Raw genomic sequence first — 15613 nt, forward strand, 5'->3', positions numbered from 1 at the left:
TTCTTACGACCCTGCGGCCCTCGATCACTGCGGACCTCGAAGACCATCACAACCCCTGAAACAGTCAGGTGTTGCAACGATCCCTAGAACCCAAGGCGTTAACAAGGGGCCCTTCCTTTCACAGGACGCGGAAGGTGATTCCGGCGTTCTCGAGGCGGTGCAGCAGGGCGTCCCCCATGGCGGTCACCGGGGTGACCTGGCCGGAGGTCGCCGGCAGGTCGTCCAGGGCCAGGCAGAGCGCCGACTCGGCGAGCATCTTGGCCGTCTCGTCGTAGCCGGGGTCGCCGCCGGCCACCTCGGTGCGTACCCGCCGCCCGCCGCCCTCGGCGAGGAACTGCACCCGGAACCAGGACCGGGCCCGCTGCTCCGGGCTCGGCCCCTGCCCGGAGGCGAGCCGCCCGAGCAGCCAGCGCCGCGTCGGCGGCAGCTTCACCAGGCCGAACACCGCGCCCAGCCCGGCCGCGCCGAGCAGCACGGTCGGCAGGCGCCGCACGGCGGCGAAGTGGCGGTAGCGGAAGTCCGGCCCGTACTCCGGCCGGGCGGCGGCCGAGCGGCGCACCACCTGCGGGTCGATGGTCGGCAGCGGCACGGTCCACATGCCCAGCTCGGGCGAGCGGGCGACCCGCCCGGGCACGGCCCGCACCCGCCGGCCCGCCGGCCGCGGCTCGACCGCACGCCGCGCCTTCGCGGCCCGGCTCATCTCGCCGCTGCGGGAGAACGCGGTCAGCGCCGAGTGGTACGTGCCGGCGGAGAACCGCCCGCCCGCCCGCACGAAGCCGTCGACGGTGATCGGCACGTCCGCCGGCAGGTGCTTGAGGGTGAACCAGACCCCGAGGTCGTACGGGATCGAATCGAAGCCGCAGGTGTGCACCAGGCGCGCCCCGGTGCGGACCGCCTCGGCGTGGTGCCGCACGTACATCAGGTCGACGAACTCGGGTTCGCCGGTGATGTCCAGGTAGTCGGTGCCGGCCGCCGCGCACGCCGCGCCGAGCGGCTCGCCGTGGTGGATGTACGGGCCGACGGTGGTGGCGACCACCCGGGCGCTGTCGGCCACCGCCCGCAGCGACGCGGCGTCGGTGACGTCGGCGGCGAGCAGGGGCAGTTCGGCAAGCGACGGGTCGATCGCGGCGAGCCGGTCGCGTACGGCGGCGAGCTTGCCGGGGTTGCGCCCGGCCAGTGCCCAGCGCAGCCCGGCCGGCGCGTGCCGGGCCAGGTACTCGGCGGTCAGGGCGCCGGTGAAACCGGTGGCGCCGAACAGAACGAGGTCGTACGTCCGCTCCTCAGGCATCCGCCGAGTCTGCCACCCGCGGCCCTCACCCGGCAGGGGGCGGGTCGGGGCTGAACACGGTCCGCACGCAGCCGTCGCGCCGGTCCCGGAACAGCGCGTACCCCAAGGCGCCCTGCTCCAGTGGCAGCCGGTGGGTGGCCAGGTGCTCGGTACGCAGTTCGTCGCGGGCCATCCGCTCCAGCAGCATCGGCACGTACCGCGCCCCGTGCGGCCGCGCGCCCCGCACGCTCAGCCCCTTGGCGGCGACCGAACCCAGCGGGAAGGCGTCCACGTGCCCGGTGAACTCGCCGAGCACGACCACCGTGCCGCCCTTGCGGCAGGCGTGCACCGCCTCGCGGACCGCCGGCGGGCGCTCCGCCGCACCGGTGAACCGCTCCGCGAGGGAGCGGATCCCACCGTCCCAGGCCGGCCCGACCGCCTCCACGCACACGTCCGGGCCGCGCCCTCCGGTCCGTTCGCGCAGCTCGGCGGGGACGTCGGCGCGGCCCGGGTCGACGGTCTCCGCACCCGCGTGCCGTTCCGCCATCCGCAGCCGGTCGTCGTTCGGGTCGACGACGATCACCCGGGCCGCGCCGAGCAGCCTGGCCGCCCGGGCGGTGAGCTGGCCGACCGCGCCGGCGCCCCAGACCGCCACGACGTCGCCATCGCGTACGCCGCCGAGGTCCGCGGCCAGCCAGCCGGCGGGCGCCGCGTCGGAGGCGAAGAGCGCCCGGTCGTCGCTCACCTCGTCGGGTACGCCGAAGGCGCCGACGTCGGCGTACGGCACGCGGACGTACTCGGCGTGGCCGCCGGGAAAGCCACCGGCCGCCCGGGGGCGGCCGAAACCGCCGGGAACGGGCTGCCCGTACGCCTCCTCGTCGACGTCCGGCGCCGGGTTGCCGTTGTCGCAGCACGACGGCGACCCGGCGCGGCAGTGCCAGCAGGCGCCGCAGGCCACCGTCGCGCTCACCACCACCCGGTCGCCGACCCGGTGCCGGCGGACCTCGGGCCCCACCTCGACCACCTCGCCGAGGAACTCGTGGCCCAGCACGTCGCCCACCGACACGTACGGCGTCCGGCCGGCCAGCAGCGGCAGGTCACCCCCGCAGGTGGCGCTCTGCCGTACGCGGACGATCGCGTCGTGGCCGTTGCGCAGCTCCGGGTCGGGCACCTGCCGTACCGCCACCTGGTCGGTGCCCGTCCAGCACAGTGCCCTCATCCCGCCGGCCCCCGGTCCAGCGCCGTCCGGTCGGCGCGCAGCACCTCGCCGGTCTCGGCGAGCTGCTTGGCCTGCCGCAGGGCGACCCGCACCACCCGTGCCGGGTCGTCACCGACCAGGTGCGCGGCGAGCCCCGGCAGGGGCGTGCCGGGGCGGAGCCGGGCGGCCAGTTCGGTGCCCCGGCAGCCGGGCGCCGGCCACACCTCGACCTGGATCGCGCCGCCGAGGCGGCGCAGGGGCTCCGGCCACCGGCCGCCGGGCAGCACCTCGCCCGGCGCCCGGTCGACGGTGACCACCTGCCATCCGCCGGGTCCCGGGCCGCCCGCGTCCCGGCGCCGCCGCGCGCCGAGCAGCACGCGGGCGCCGACCAGCCCCGCCAGCGCGCCGGCGGCCGTCCCGGCGAGCGTCGCGCTCCGTCCCACCCGTGCCTCCCCGTCCGGGTGCGCGCGGCAGCCGCCGCGCGCACGCGTGTCACAAGGGTCGGCCGGGACGGGGTGAAGCGGGCTCCCCCGGAAGGGGTGAACCGCCGCCGGCCGGGTAACCGCCGGCCGCAGGGCCTGGGGGGACGCGTCCGATGGGGGTGGGGGCCGGGTGCCGGAGGACCGACGGGGGACCGTGGTGGCCACGGGACCGGGTACGCCGCTGCTGGCGTCCCGGCTGAGCCCGGGAACGCTGCCCGAACCGGTGGTGCTCCGGCCCCGGCTGCTGCGCGCGCTGGACGAGGGGACCGTCGCGCCGGTGACGCTTGTCGCCGCGCCGGCCGGCTGGGGCAAGACGACCCTGCTCGCGTCCTGGTACCGGGCGGCCGGGACGGCCGGCGGGCAGCCGGTGCGGGGCGGCCCGGTGACCGGCGCCGCCGACGGGGGCCGGAACGCGCCGCCGGTGACCGCCCCGCCGGGGGACTTCGGCGCGGCCGGCCCCGCGCCCGGCGAGCGGCCGGACCTGGGCTGGGTGTCGGTGGAGGCCGGCGACGACGGGGAACGCCTGTGGGCGTACCTGGCGGCGGCGCTGCGGGCCGCGGTCGGCGAGTCCGGCGACGGGCCGGCGCCGCCCGAGGGGCCACCCCGCCCCGACCAGCTGGAGCTGCTGGCCGCGGCGCTCGCCGCGCGGGAACGGCCGGTGCTGCTGGTCGTGGACGACCTGCACCGGATCGGTGATCCGGCGGCGGTCGCCGGGCTGGAGTTCCTGCTCCGGCACGCTGAGCGGCGGCTGCGCCTGGTGGCCGGCGCCCGGGCCGGGGTGCCGCTGGCCGTGCACCGGTGGCGGCTCGCCGGCGAGCTGACCGAGATCGGACCGGATGACCTGGCGTTCACCGGCGACGAGATCGCCGACCTGCTCACCGCGCACGCGGTGGCCCTACCCGCGGAGGCGGTCCGCCGGCTGCGGGAGCGTACCGGCGGCTGGCCGGCGGCGCTCCGGTTCGCCGCGCTGGCCCTGAAGGGGCAGCCCGACCCGGCCCGCTGGGTCGAGCAGTTCGGCGGAGAACAGCCGGACGTGGCCGGCTACCTGCGCGAGGAGGTCCTCGCCGCCCTGGACCAGGACGACCGGGAGGTGCTGCGCCGCACCGCCGTTGCGGACGCGTTCTGCGCCGGCCTCGCCGACGCGCTGACCGGGCGGTCCGACGCGGAGGTGGCGCTGACGAACCTGTCCGGCGACGGCGGGCTGCTGCGCCGCGACGACGGCCGGCCGCCCTGGTTCCGCTGCCATCCGCTGCTCACCGACCTGCTGCGGGCGGAACTGAACCGGCTGCCCGCCGAGGATGTGCGGGACCTGCACCGGCGGGCCGCCGGCTGGTACGCCGACAACGGGCGGCCCGCCGACGGGCTGCGGCACGCCCTCGCCGCCGCCGACTGGGCCCGGGCCGCCGAGCTGTTCATGGCGACCTGGCCGGAGCTGGTCCCGTACGACGGGGAACCCGGCGCCGCGCCGGTGCCCGCGCCGCCGCCCGCCGAGGCCGTGGCGCGGGACCCCGAGCTGGCGCTGGCCTGCGCGGCCGACCGCGCGTACGCCGGGGACGTCCCGGCCGCCGTGGGGTTCCTGCGGTCCGCCGCCGAGGCGGCTCGGTCGCTGCCCGCGCCGCGCCGGGACCGCTTCGCCCGGCTGGTCTGCGCGGTCGAGCTGGCGGTGGCCGGCCGGTCCGGCGACACCCCGGGGGTACGCGCCGCCGCCGCCCGCCTGCTCGCCACCCGCCCGGTCGCCGGACCGGCGGCGCCGGAGGTGGCGAGCGGCCTGGTCGACCGGCTGCTGGCCGCGCCCGCGCCCGCCGTCGAGCCGCGCGGCGGGGCCGCCGAGGACGCCGACGTGCGGGCGGTCGCGGGTACGGCGCTCGGCCTGGCCGATCTCGGCGCGGGCGAGCTGCGGGGCGCGGAGCGGTACCTGGGCACGGCGCTCGCGGCGGCCCGCACGGGCGGGCGGACACGGATCGAGCTCGCCGGCGCCAGCCGGTTGGCGCTGCTGTACGCCGTGCGGGGCGAGCTGCGCGCGGCCGAGGCGCTGGCCCGGGAGGCGTTGGCCCTGCCGCCCTGCCAGGGGTGGGCGTGCCGGACCGACTGCGGGTACGCGTACCTCGCGCTGGGCGTGGTGGCGCTGCACCGGGACCAGCCCGAGGAGGCCGAGGCGAACCTGGCCCTGGCGGAGCCGGCGGGCGGGGAGCCGGACGCCGGCGCGGTTCTGGCGCTGTGCCGCGCGTACCTGCTGCGCGACGCCGGGGATCTGGCGCCGGGGCACCGGCTGCTGGTCGCGGCCCGGGAGCGGTTGGGTGGCCGGCCGGGGGAACTGGACCGCTGGCTGCGGGCCGCCGAGGCGGACCTGCGCGGGGCGCGGGGCGACCTGGACAGTGCCCGGGACCTGCTCGGCGGCGCCGAACCCGAGCTGGCGGTCGGCCGCGTCCGGATCGAGTTGCGGGCCGGCGACGGGCGGGCGGCCGAGGCGGCCCTGCCCGACTGGCAGGCGCCGGAGGCGGCGGACTGGCCCCTGCCCGTACGCCTCGAGGCCGCCGTGCTGGCCGCGGTGCTCGCCGGGCGGGCGGGGGACGAGCGGCGGGCCCGCCGGACGCTGGAACAGGCCCTGGACCTGGCCGGCCGGGAGGGCTTCCGGCGGCCGTTCACGCGGGCCGAACCCGGGGTTCGGGACCTGCTCGCGGCGCACCTGGAGACGGGCACGGCGCACTGGCCGACGGTGAGTGACCTGGTGCGCGGGGCTGACGAGCCGGTGGAGCGGGCGACCGCCGAAGCGGCTCCGGCCGCGCTGGACGAGCCGCTCACCGAGCGGGAGCTGACCATCCTGCGGTACCTGCAGAGCATCCTGTCCAACGTCGAGATCGCGGCGGAGTTGTCGCTGTCGGTCAACACGGTGAAGACCCACGTGCGAAACATCTACCGCAAGCTGGACGCCACGCGGCGGCGCGAGGCGGTCCGTCGGGCCCGGGAGCTGCGGCTGATCTGAGCGGACCGCCACGCGGCTCTTTCGGCGGGCGGCCCGCCGGGGCGGGCCCGGTAACCGGGGCGGGCCCGGTCACGGGGGTGCGGCGGCGTCGACCGCGGCGAGGAGGTCGGCGAGGTCGTACCCGCCGTCGTGGCGGACGTCGTTGACGAACAGGGTCGGTGTGGCGTCCACGCCGCTGCGGATCCCACCGACGAAGTCGCGGCGCACCCGGTCGCCGTGGGCCTGCCGGCCCACCTCGGCGCCGACCTCGTCGGCGGGCAGGCCGAGCTGCTCGACACCGAGCGACAGGTGCACCGGGTCGAGCTGGTCCTGGTGCTCGTAGAGCCAGTCGTGCAGGTCCCAGAACCGCCCTCGGACGGCCGCCGCCTCGGTCGCTTCGGCGGCGCTCTCCGCGTACGGGTGCACGTTGGCGATCGGGAAGTGCCGGTAGACCAGCCGGACCGTCTCGGCCCGCTGGCGGAGCAGCTCCGCGATGTTGGCGTACGCGGCGCCGCAGAACCGGCACTGGAAGTCCCCGTACTCGACGATCGTCACCGGCGCGTCCGCCGGCCCCCGGACGTGGTCGGCACCGGTGACCGGGGTGCGCAGGCGGGCGGTGACCTGCAGGGGTGTGGTCATCGCGGCACCACCCGCACCCGACGGTGCCGTGCCGGCGGGGTCGGTCCGAACGGATCAGTCATGACTCCCACGCTCCCAGCCGGCGGGGTGAGGGCGGCTCACCCCGCCGGGGTGGTTCGGCCCGCCGGTGCCCGGTCGGGCGCGCGCTCAGCGCAGCACGGGCGCGACGGCCACGTGGTTCTGCACCTCCCGTACCCCCGGTGCGGACCAGGCGACCCGCTCGACCTCGGCCCGCTCGGGCATGGAGTGGACGAGCCCGCTGAGCACCACGGTGTCGCCGTGCACCCGTACGGTGATCCGTTCCGCCTCGGTGGCGCGGTTGCGGGCGAGCGCGTCGATGATCCGCTCGGCGAGCCGGTGCCCGTCGGCCCGGATCGCCGGGCGGACGGACAGGCCGTTGCTCACCCCGCGTACCCCGGCCAGCCGGGTGACCGCGTGTTCCGCGGCCCGGCGCTGGTACTCCCACTCCACCCCGCCGTGCAGCGTGACCCAGCCGTTGGACACGCTGACGTCGATCCGTTCCACCGGCACGAACGCGTCCCACTGCAGGGCGTGCTCGACCGCTGCGGCGAGGTCCGGGTCGGGGCGCTCGGCGCCGGGGCCGACCCGCACGGTGAGATCGTTGGCGACGGCGCGTACCCGGGGCACCCGGTGCGCGGCCCGCTCGGCGGCCCACTTGCGGCCGTAGCTGTCCACCCGGCCGGTCAGGGTGACCACGCCCTCGGCGACGGTCACGCCGATCTCGTGCGGCCGCACCCGCGGCTCGAAGGTCAGCTCGTCCAGCACGGCGGCCTGGATGTCCTGGTCGGTACGGCTGACAGTCGCGACGGTCATCGCTGACTCCCTTCCTCGGTGGCAGGCGCGCGCCCGTCCGGAACGATCCTGTCCGCGGGGAGGGTGAGGCCACCTCACGTGGACCGGGTGGGGCGAGGTCTGGGAGCGCTTCCATGGATGTCCGTGATCGGTTAAGGTAAGCGCGTTCCTCGGGTGCGGGAGCCACGTTCGCCGAGCACCGGAGCCAGGGCAGCTCCGGCCAGCCAGTCCGTCCGTCCCCGGAACGCGGGTCACCGCCGGGGGCACCCTCCCGGGAAGGAACCGCAGAATGCGCAAGGGTCTCGCCGGCACGGTCGTGGCCGCGCTGGCCGCCGCCGTGGCCGTGGTGGCGGTGCCGTTCACCGCCGCCGGAGCACCACCCGCCGAGGCGTACGCCTGGAAGAACGTCCGGATCGACGGGGGTGGGTTCGTCCCCGGCATCGTCTTCAACCCCACCGAGCGGAACCTCGTCTACGCCCGCACCGACATCGGCGGGCTGTACCGCTGGGAGCAGTCCACCCAGTCCTGGACGCCGCTGCTGGACTGGGTCGGCGCCGACCGGTGGGGCTGGAACGGCGTGGTCAGCGTCGCGACCGACCCGGTGCAGACCAACCGCGTGTACGCGGCGGTCGGCATGTACACCAACAGCTGGGACCCGAACAACGGCGCGATCCTGCGCTCGACCGACAAGGGCGCCACCTGGGCGGCGTACGAGTTGCCGTTCAAGAACGGCGGCAACATGCCCGGCCGGGGCATGGGGGAGCGGCTGGCGGTCGACCCCAACCGGAACAGCGTCGTGTACTACGCGGCCGAGGGCGGCAACGGGCTGTGGCGCAGCACCGACCACGGCGCCACCTGGGCGAAGGTGACGAGCTTCCCCAACGCCGGCAACTACGTCGCCGACCCGGACGACAGCAGCGGCTACCAGAGCCAGAACCAGGGCCTGACCTGGGTGGCGTTCGACAAGGCCACCGGCACGCCGGGGAACGTCACGCAGACCGTCTACGTCGGCGTCGCGGACAAGGAGAACCCGGTCTACCGGAGCACGAACGGCGGCGTGACCTGGGAGCGGATCCCCGGCCAGCCGACCGGCTACATCGCGCACAAGGGCGTGGTAGACCACACCGGCGGGCACCTCTACATCGCCACCAGCGACACCGGCGGCCCGTACGACGGCGGCAAGGGCGACGTCTGGAAGTTCACCCGGTCGACCGGCGCCTGGACGCAGATCAGCCCGATCCCGTCGAGCAGCGCCGACGCCTACTTCGGCTACAGCGGCCTGACCATCGACCGACAGAACCCGAACACCCTGATGGTCGCCACCCAGATCTCCTGGTGGCCGGACGCCATCTTCTGGCGCAGCACCGACGGCGGCGCCACCTGGAGCCGGATCTGGGACTGGGCCGGCTACCCCAACCGCGCCAAGAAGTACACGATGGACATCAGCTCCGTACCCTGGTTGACCTTCGGCGCGAACCCGACACCGCCGGAGGAGTCACCGAAGCTGGGCTGGATGAACGAGTCGGTGGAGATCGACCCGCACGACTCGAACCGCTTCCTGTACGGCACCGGCGCCACGATCTACGGCAGCACCGACCTGACCCGGTGGGACACCGGCGGCACCGTCACCATCCGGCCGATGGTCAAGGGGCTGGAGGAGACCGCCGTCCTCGACCTGGTCAGCCCGCCCTCCGGCGCGCCGCTGGTAAGCGCGCTCGGTGACATCGGTGGCTTCCGGCACACCAACCTGGACGCCGTGCCGACGACGATGTTCACGCAGCCGGTCTTCACCAGCACCACCAGCCTGGACTACGCCGAGGCCAACCCCTCGGTGCTGGTACGCGCCGGCAACTTCACCGACGCCGACCGGCCGAACGACAGCCACGTCGCGTTCTCCACCGACGGCGGGGCGAACTGGTTCCAGGGCTCCGAGCCCGGCGGCGTCAACAACGGCGGAACGGTCGCCGCGGCGGCCGACGGCAGCCGCTTCGTCTGGGCACCCGGCGATACCGGGCAGCAGGTCGTCCACACCGTCGGCTTCGGCACCTCCTGGTCGGCCTCGACCGGCATCCCGGCCAACGCGGTCGTCGAGTCCGACCGCGTCAACCCCCGCAAGTTCTACGGCTTCGCCGGCGGCCGGTTCTACGTCAGCACGGACGGTGGAGCCAGCTTCACCGCGTCCGCGGCGACCGGCCTGCCCGGCACGGGGAACGTGCGGTTCAAGGCGCTGCCCGGCCGGGAGGGCGAGGTGTGGCTGGCCGGCGAAGGCGGGCTGTGGCGCTCCACCGACTCCGGGGCCGGCTTCGCGAAGCTGGCGGGCGTCTCGACGTCGATCAACGTGGGCTTCGGCAAGGCGGCGCCGGGCCGTACGAACCCGGCGGTCTACCTCATCGGTACGGTCGACGGCCAGCACGGCGTCTTCCGCTCCGACGACGCCGGCGCGAACTGGGTCCGGATCAACGACGACCGGCACCAGTACGGCAACGCGGGCGAGGCGCTCACCGGTGACCCCCGGGTCTACGGCCGGGTGTACCTCGGCACGAACGGGCGCGGCATCCAGGTCGCCGACCGGCTCGGCGGCGACCCCTCGCCGACCCCGACCAGCCCGAGCCCCACGCCGACGAGCCCGAGTCCGACGCCGACGCCGACGAGTCCGAGTCCGACGCCGATGCCGACGAGTCCGAGTCCGACGACGCCCGCGCCGGGCGGCTGCTCGGCCGCGTACCGGGTCGTCAACTCGTGGCCGGGCGGCTTCCAGGGCGAGGTGGTGGTCCGCAACGCCGGTACCTCGTCGATAAGCGGCTGGACCGTCGGCTGGACCTTCCCGAACGACCAGCGCATCACCCAGCTCTGGGGCGGCACCCACACCCAGACCGGATCGACGGTCTCGGTACGTGACGCCGGCTGGAACGGCACCCTCGCCCCGGGCGCGACGACGACCGTGGGCTTCACCGCAACCGTGACAACCCCGAACACCCCCCCAACCCCCTTAACCTGCACCCCCCGCTAGCCCCCCACCCCCGCCGCGATCTTGCACTTTGTGCCCCGGCATAGCGGACAGGAGCCGCGAAACGAGGGCCGAAAGTGCAAGATCGCGGAGGGCGGGAGGGGGGAGGGGGCGTGGCGAGGGCCCCGGGCGACGTGTCGTCCGGGGTCCTCATGAGAGTTGGTCAGGTCGTCGGGTTGGCGGGGGAGTTCGGGCGGTCCACGTCGACGAACTCGATGTCGTCAACCGACCGGTCGGCGCGGCTGCCGACGGCGCGGGCAGCGGTGCCAGCCGCCCAGCCGATCGCGGCACCGGCCAGTGCGGCGCCGATCAGCAGGGCCCATGGCAGCGCCGGCCGCCGCCCGGCCAGGGCGTCGAAGGCGAGAGTGGCGCGGCGCCGGGCCTCCTCGGCCGCGGTACCGACCAGGTCGCCGGCATCGTCGGCGAGCCCGGTGCCGCCCCGGCGGGCGGAACGGGCCGTGTCCCGCACGCTCTCCCCGGCAGAGCTGATGGTCGAGACCAGGTGCTGCCACGCCTGGTCCGCGATCCGCTCGGTCCTGCCGCGGCGGTCCAGCAAGTTGGTTCCGAACATCGTCTACCTCCCTGGGGTGCCGAAGCCGGCCACTTCGGACGGCGGCGTCACTCCGGCGTGTCGCGGTACGCGTGGTTCGGCTATGCCCCGGCCAATGGCGCGGCAAACCGGGTCAGTCGAGGACGACCACCGACACGCCGCCCCGGGCGAAGTCGTCGTCATCGTCATCGTCGTCGTCCCCACCGCCGCCGAAACCGCAGGCCAGTACGAGGGCGAGCAGCGCGCTGACCCCGGCCAGCGCGGCAAGTCTCCTGATCATCGATCATCCTCTCCGTCACGGTACGTCCTGTCCGCCGATGCTAGGCGCGCTGGACAACCCGCGTCCGGCGTACGCGCCCGGGCCGCCATCCCGCCCGCCACGGTCACGGTGGCCGGGGGAAGCACTGCCGGAGGCAGCAGTTTCGGAGATGTTGTCGCCTGGACGGCGCCGGAGGCAGCAACTTCCCCGAAACTGCGCGGGCATCGGCCGGGCCCCGACCCCGGGGCCCCGTGGGCGCGCCGGGAGGTCGCGTTATCGGCGGCTGTCGCCGGGGGCGGCTACCCTGGGGCCGGCGACCGTCATTGGCCGCCGAACGTTGGGTAAATAGAAGGCGAAATGTCCAGACATAGGGGACTTGGGGCCCCGGACCACAGGAATTGCTCATCCCGAGGGGTGGCGACCGAGGCCGTAAGAGGAATACTCTCGGTCGCGGCCCGCGTACTGATGAGGCGCCCGTCGGACGGGCGAGTGGAGGTGCTCGCGTGAGCCTGTCGATCGTGAAGTCGGTCCTGCCCAGGGGTGTCGTCGAGATCGCGCCGCGTGGCGAGATCGACGTCGACACCGCGTACGAGGTGCGCGAGGCGATCGCCGAGGTCCTGGCCAAGGGCCGTCCGACCCGCATCGAGCTCAACATGCGGCTGGTGACCTTCATCGACTCCGTCGGCATCAGCGCCATGGTGGCCGGCTTCCAGACCGCTGAGGTGAGCGGCGTCAAGCTCGTGGTCACCGAGCCGAGCCGGTTCGTGCACCGGCAGCTCTGGGTGACCGGTCTGCTCGGTCTCTTCGGGGCACCCGAGCCCTACTACGCCGGCGCCGCGGCCCCGGAGGTCCTCCCGGGCGCCTGACCGCGCCCCTGCGCCGGCCTCACGCCCGGTTCGCCCCCGCCGCCGCTCGGTCACTCGCCGTCCAGGCCGCTGAGGTCGATGTCGCTCACCTCCGTGACCGCCCGGACCGCCGTCACCGACGCGTACCCCTCGGCCAGCAGGGCCACGTCGGTGCCTGCCTGGGCGGCCTCGCCCGGCTCCTCCAGTGCGGTCCGTACGAAGCCGTGCCCCGACTCGGCCACCGTCATCTGCACCTGGCCGAAGCTCGCGAGCCGGCCGCGGCGCAGCCCGCGCAGGCGGGCGAGTGGCACGTCCGGGGCGTTGACGTTGAGCACACTGCCCACCGGCCCGGCGGTGACCCGCGGCAGCAGGTCCATCGCCACCCGCGCGGCGGTGGACCAGTGACGTTCGGCGTCGCGGACCCGGGCGGCGACGGACACCGCGGCACCGCCGCTGACCGCGGTGGCCTCCCCGGCCGAGAGCACGTCCAGCGACACGGCCATCGCCCGGCAGCCGTTCGAGGCAGCGGTGAAGGCAGCGCCGACGGTCCCGGAGTGGAGTACGGCGCGGCCGGCGTTCGCGCCGCGGTTGATGCCGGACAGCAGGACCGACGGCGGCGGCCCGAACGCCCCGTGCACCGCGATCAACGCGATGAAACCGGGCGAGCCACCCACCCCGAACGCCGGCACCCCGTCGAGCCCCGGCAGCGGGTGATCCTGCACCACGACGTGCCCCTGCCGCTCCACCGCCGTCATGGCGGCGCTGGTGCCGCTCGCCTCCTCCAGCGGCGCGGCGACGACGACGTCCAGGCCCTGGTCGACCGCCGCCCGGGCCAGCGCCGCGATGCCCGGCGCGGCGATCCCGTCGTCGTTGGTGATCAGTACGCGCAGCGTCATCGCTCGGCCGCCCGGTCCGCCAGCTCGTCCGGGGTGGTGCGTTCCTGCGGCCGGCTTCCGGCCGGCACCAGGCGTACCCGGTCGACCAGGCCGGTGATCGAGTCGAGCCGGCCGGTGCCGAGACCGTGCCGGGTCACGTTCAGCGCGCCGGCGGCGGCCCCGGTGCGGACGGCCGTCCGGATGTCCCCGCCCCGGGCCACCACGGCGGCCACCCCGGCGGTCATCGAGTCGCCCGCACCGCGCGGGTCGGCGGCCTGGAGGCGGGGCATCTCCACCTCGAACACCTCGCCGTCGACCAGGGCGAGGGCCGGTTTGTCGGCGCGGCTCACCACCACGTTCTCCGCCCCGCCGGCGTGCAGGTCGTACATCGCGCGGGCGAGCTGGTCCTCGTCGTCGCCGGCGGCGCGGCCGTCGGCCATCAGCTCCTCGTGGCTGACCTTGAGGAAGAAGACACCGCTGTCAAGCACGGCGGTGAGGTGGTCGCCGGAGAGGTCGACCACCACCCTGCCGCCGTTGGCGCCGAGGTCGGCCGCGAAGCGCCGGTACAGCTCGGCCGGGACCAGGGATGGTTCGTTCGGCCCGCTCAGTACGCTGACCGGGGCGCGCAGCCCTTCCCCGAGCGCCAGGTTGTACAGCTCGTCCAGCTCGTGCCGGCCGAGCGGCTGGCCGGGCACGTCCGCGATCTCGCGGCGGGAGCCCTCGCGCCGGTCGTGCACGTACCCGCCGCTGCCGCCGGAGTCGCGGACCACCACCTTGAGGTCGACGCCCTCGCTGACCAGCAACGGCTCCAGCACCTGGCCGACCTCGCCACCCAGCGCCGTGCAGAGCACCACGTCGACCCCGAGCGACATGATCATGCGGGCCTGCCAGACGCCCTGCCCGCCCGGGTGCAGGTGCAACTCCGGCGCGTCGCTGGGCTGGTCGATGGTCACCGTGAGCCGCGGTGTCGGCGCGAAGACCATCACGTGTTCCGCCATGCGCGCCTCCCGATCGTCGTCCCCGTGTCGTCGTACCCCATCCGCTGACCGTAGTCGCGTCGGCGGGTGGCCGCCGGGTGTCCGCGCGGTCACCGATCGGGCGTTGCCAGCACGGCCGGGGTGGGTGACGATCGGACGACCGACGACGGTGGGAGACGGCGTGCTCAGGCGGGATTCCTTCAGCTACACCGTCCAGGCGCGGTCCACCCCGGCGGCCGCCGCGAACCTGCTTGCCGATCCGCTCCGGCACGGCGAGTTCCATCCGTTCATCGTCCGGGTGCGACGGGTCGCGTCCCGGCGCGGCGCCCGCGCCAGTTACGCGATCACCGACCGCGTCCCGCTGGGTCGGCTGCGGCTACCGGTCACCTACCGCGCCGACGTGCTCGTCGCGACGGAGGACGAGGTGGTCACCGTGGCCCGGCAGTGGCCGGCGACGACGGTACGCAACCGGACCCGGCTGGCACCGGAGCCGGAGGGCGTCCGCATCGACGTGGAGATCACGCTCGTCGCGCCGGCGCCGCTGTTCCGGTACGCGTTCGAGCAGGCCCGCGCGGCGCACCTGGCTCTGGCCAGCCGGCTCGGCGCGGCGCTGGAGAGCGCCTGACGGCCTGCGGGCCGGGCAGCTGTCGGTCGCCCGACGGCTGCCCGGCCCGCACGCCCTCGTCAGTAGACCGACAGGTGCACGTGGTTGGTGTGGTCGCTGGACGGGTCCCCGCCCGCGCCGCTGTACGACTTCCAGCCGCTGCTGGGCAGCCAGATCTGCCGGTACCAGATCACGTAGAGCACGGCGAGGCGGTCGGCGTTGTTCACGAAGAACGCCGCCAGGTTGTTGCCGTACGTCCGGTCGCCGCCGGTCGCGTCTCCGCCGAAGCCGCTCTTCTGGGCGGCGAAATCGCAGGCCCGGCCCTTCGGGTGCTCGCCCGAGCCGCCGGAGCGGAAGCACGACACGTACCGGGTGAAGCCGGCCGCCTTGGCCTGGTTGAGGGCGTGCAGTGTGCGCGGGGTGATGCAGCCGTTGGCCGGGGTCGGGTCGTTGACGCTGCACGACTCGGAGGGCCAGGAGCCGTCCGAGTTCCGCGGCGCGGGTGCCGCCCGGGTGGAGCTGCGGCTCGCGGGGGCGGAGCTGGCCCGCTCGTTGGCCACGGTGAGCGCCCGCTCGGCCTGCTGCTTGCGCTTGGCCATCACCGCCTGCTGCTTGCGCTGCTCCCCGATCTCCGCCTCCACCGCGAGCTTGGCCTGATTGACCTGGTCGCGGGTGTCCAGCAGCTCGCGCAGCGCCTGGTCCTCGTTGGCGGCCACCGCGTCCAGGGCAGCGGCCCGGTCCATCAAGCCCTCCGGGGACGAACTGTTGAGCAGCGCCGACGCAGTGCCGAGGCGGCCGGTGCGGTACGCGAGGCCGGCGATCTGACCGACCCGGCTGGTGCGCTCGGCGAGCTGCGTCTCGGTGGTCTTGAGCTGGTCGGCGAGCTGCTGCTGCCGCTTCACCGAGGTTTCCAGGGCCCGCTTGGCGTCGAGGTATCCCTTGCTGGCCGCTTCGAGCTGCGCGCGGAGGGCGGGGGTGCCGCCCTCGGGGTCGTCCCCGGGGGCGGCGGCCTGGCGGGCCGGCGGAGCGGCCGTCGCGGGGGCCACCGGCGCGACGCCGAGCCCGAGCGCGAGCGCCGCGATGATCAGTGCCGCCACCCGGGCGGCAGGTCGTCGTACGGGTGCCACTGCTGGCA

Annotated in this window: 14 protein-coding genes; 4 read left to right on the forward strand and 10 right to left on the reverse strand. The window is 75.3% G+C overall.

The features are described from left to right. Positions 1-118: 118 nt before the first annotated feature. Genes ABTW87_RS04750 through ABTW87_RS04760 form a run of 3 tightly spaced genes read right to left on the reverse strand, consistent with a single transcriptional unit; the run spans position 119 to position 2908 of the window. Positions 119-1288: a saccharopine dehydrogenase family protein gene (locus tag ABTW87_RS04750; protein ID WP_350648534.1), complete on the reverse strand. Its 1170-nt coding sequence runs from the start codon at positions 1286-1288 to the stop codon at positions 119-121. A gap of 25 nt (positions 1289-1313) precedes the next feature. Further along, a complete protein-coding gene (locus ABTW87_RS04755; RefSeq protein WP_350648536.1) occupies positions 1314-2486 on the reverse strand; it encodes an alcohol dehydrogenase catalytic domain-containing protein in 1173 nt (390 codons plus the stop codon). Further along, a complete protein-coding gene (locus ABTW87_RS04760) occupies positions 2483-2908 on the reverse strand; it encodes a hypothetical protein (protein WP_350648538.1) in 426 nt (141 codons plus the stop codon). The genes ABTW87_RS04755 and ABTW87_RS04760 overlap by 4 nt, the downstream gene beginning before the upstream one ends. Positions 2909-3077: 169 nt before the next feature. On the opposite strand from ABTW87_RS04760, the gene ABTW87_RS04765 reads away from it, so the two are divergent. Further along, a complete protein-coding gene (locus ABTW87_RS04765) occupies positions 3078-5930 on the forward strand; it encodes a winged helix-turn-helix domain-containing protein (RefSeq protein ID WP_350648540.1) in 2853 nt (950 codons plus the stop codon). A gap of 69 nt (positions 5931-5999) precedes the next feature. Here ABTW87_RS04765 and ABTW87_RS04770 read toward each other — a convergent pair whose 3' ends face one another. Next, positions 6000-6548: a DsbA family protein gene (locus tag ABTW87_RS04770; RefSeq protein WP_350648541.1), complete on the reverse strand. Its 549-nt coding sequence runs from the start codon at positions 6546-6548 to the stop codon at positions 6000-6002. A 147-nt stretch (positions 6549-6695) separates the two neighbouring features. Beyond that, complete coding sequence (locus ABTW87_RS04775) at positions 6696-7382, reverse strand: BON domain-containing protein (RefSeq protein WP_350648543.1); 687 nt, start codon at positions 7380-7382, stop codon at positions 6696-6698. 268 nt (positions 7383-7650) lie between these two features. Here ABTW87_RS04775 and ABTW87_RS04780 point away from each other — a divergent pair, with 268 nt between their 5' ends. Beyond that, on the forward strand, positions 7651-10371 hold the full coding sequence (locus ABTW87_RS04780; protein ID WP_350648545.1) for a cellulose binding domain-containing protein: 2721 nt from the start codon (positions 7651-7653) through the stop codon (positions 10369-10371). A gap of 160 nt (positions 10372-10531) precedes the next feature. On the opposite strand, the gene ABTW87_RS04785 is transcribed toward ABTW87_RS04780, so the two are convergent. Further along, positions 10532-10939, reverse strand: a complete 408-nt coding sequence (locus tag ABTW87_RS04785) for a hypothetical protein (RefSeq protein ID WP_350648546.1) — start codon at positions 10937-10939, stop codon at positions 10532-10534. Between the two features lie 112 nt (positions 10940-11051). After that, the gene (locus ABTW87_RS04790; RefSeq protein WP_350648548.1) at positions 11052-11198 is read right to left on the reverse strand and encodes a hypothetical protein; all 147 of its coding nucleotides are present in this window, start codon (positions 11196-11198) and stop codon (positions 11052-11054) included. A 482-nt stretch (positions 11199-11680) separates the two neighbouring features. Between ABTW87_RS04790 and ABTW87_RS04795 the strand changes: the two genes are divergently transcribed. Next, complete coding sequence (locus tag ABTW87_RS04795) at positions 11681-12043, forward strand: STAS domain-containing protein (protein ID WP_350648550.1); 363 nt, start codon at positions 11681-11683, stop codon at positions 12041-12043. Between the two features lie 50 nt (positions 12044-12093). Here the strand turns inward: ABTW87_RS04795 and surE are convergent, their stop codons facing one another. Beyond that, the gene (gene surE, locus ABTW87_RS04800; protein ID WP_350648552.1) at positions 12094-12918 is read right to left on the reverse strand and encodes a 5'/3'-nucleotidase SurE; all 825 of its coding nucleotides are present in this window, start codon (positions 12916-12918) and stop codon (positions 12094-12096) included. Further along, the gene (locus tag ABTW87_RS04805; protein ID WP_350648554.1) at positions 12915-13895 is read right to left on the reverse strand and encodes a 1-phosphofructokinase family hexose kinase; all 981 of its coding nucleotides are present in this window, start codon (positions 13893-13895) and stop codon (positions 12915-12917) included. The genes surE and ABTW87_RS04805 overlap by 4 nt, the downstream gene beginning before the upstream one ends. A gap of 160 nt (positions 13896-14055) precedes the next feature. On the opposite strand from ABTW87_RS04805, the gene ABTW87_RS04810 reads away from it, so the two are divergent. Beyond that, entirely contained in the window at positions 14056-14499 is a 444-nt protein-coding gene (locus tag ABTW87_RS04810; protein ID WP_350648556.1) for an SRPBCC family protein, read from the forward strand. 59 nt (positions 14500-14558) lie between these two features. Here ABTW87_RS04810 and ABTW87_RS04815 read toward each other — a convergent pair whose 3' ends face one another. Beyond that, the gene (locus tag ABTW87_RS04815; protein ID WP_350648976.1) at positions 14559-15605 is read right to left on the reverse strand and encodes a coiled-coil domain-containing protein; all 1047 of its coding nucleotides are present in this window, start codon (positions 15603-15605) and stop codon (positions 14559-14561) included. Positions 15606-15613 lie beyond the last annotated feature (8 nt).

The organism is Micromonospora sp. NPDC126480 (assembly GCF_040302465.1).
Lineage (GTDB): Bacteria > Actinomycetota > Actinomycetes > Mycobacteriales > Micromonosporaceae > Micromonospora.

Coding starts and splice junctions, on each gene's coding strand:
- surE (WP_350648552.1), bottom strand. CDS start 12,918: ATGACGCTGCGCGTACTGATCACCAACGACGACGGGATCGCCGCGCCG.
- ABTW87_RS04805 (WP_350648554.1), bottom strand. CDS start 13,895: ATGGCGGAACACGTGATGGTCTTCGCGCCGACACCGCGGCTCACGGTG.
- ABTW87_RS04785 (WP_350648546.1), bottom strand. CDS start 10,939: ATGTTCGGAACCAACTTGCTGGACCGCCGCGGCAGGACCGAGCGGATC.
- ABTW87_RS04780 (WP_350648545.1), top strand. CDS start 7,651: ATGCGCAAGGGTCTCGCCGGCACGGTCGTGGCCGCGCTGGCCGCCGCC.
- ABTW87_RS04775 (WP_350648543.1), bottom strand. CDS start 7,382: ATGACCGTCGCGACTGTCAGCCGTACCGACCAGGACATCCAGGCCGCC.
- ABTW87_RS04750 (WP_350648534.1), bottom strand. CDS start 1,288: ATGCCTGAGGAGCGGACGTACGACCTCGTTCTGTTCGGCGCCACCGGT.
- ABTW87_RS04755 (WP_350648536.1), bottom strand. CDS start 2,486: ATGAGGGCACTGTGCTGGACGGGCACCGACCAGGTGGCGGTACGGCAG.
- ABTW87_RS04770 (WP_350648541.1), bottom strand. CDS start 6,548: ATGACCACACCCCTGCAGGTCACCGCCCGCCTGCGCACCCCGGTCACC.
- ABTW87_RS04790 (WP_350648548.1), bottom strand. CDS start 11,198: ATGATCAGGAGACTTGCCGCGCTGGCCGGGGTCAGCGCGCTGCTCGCC.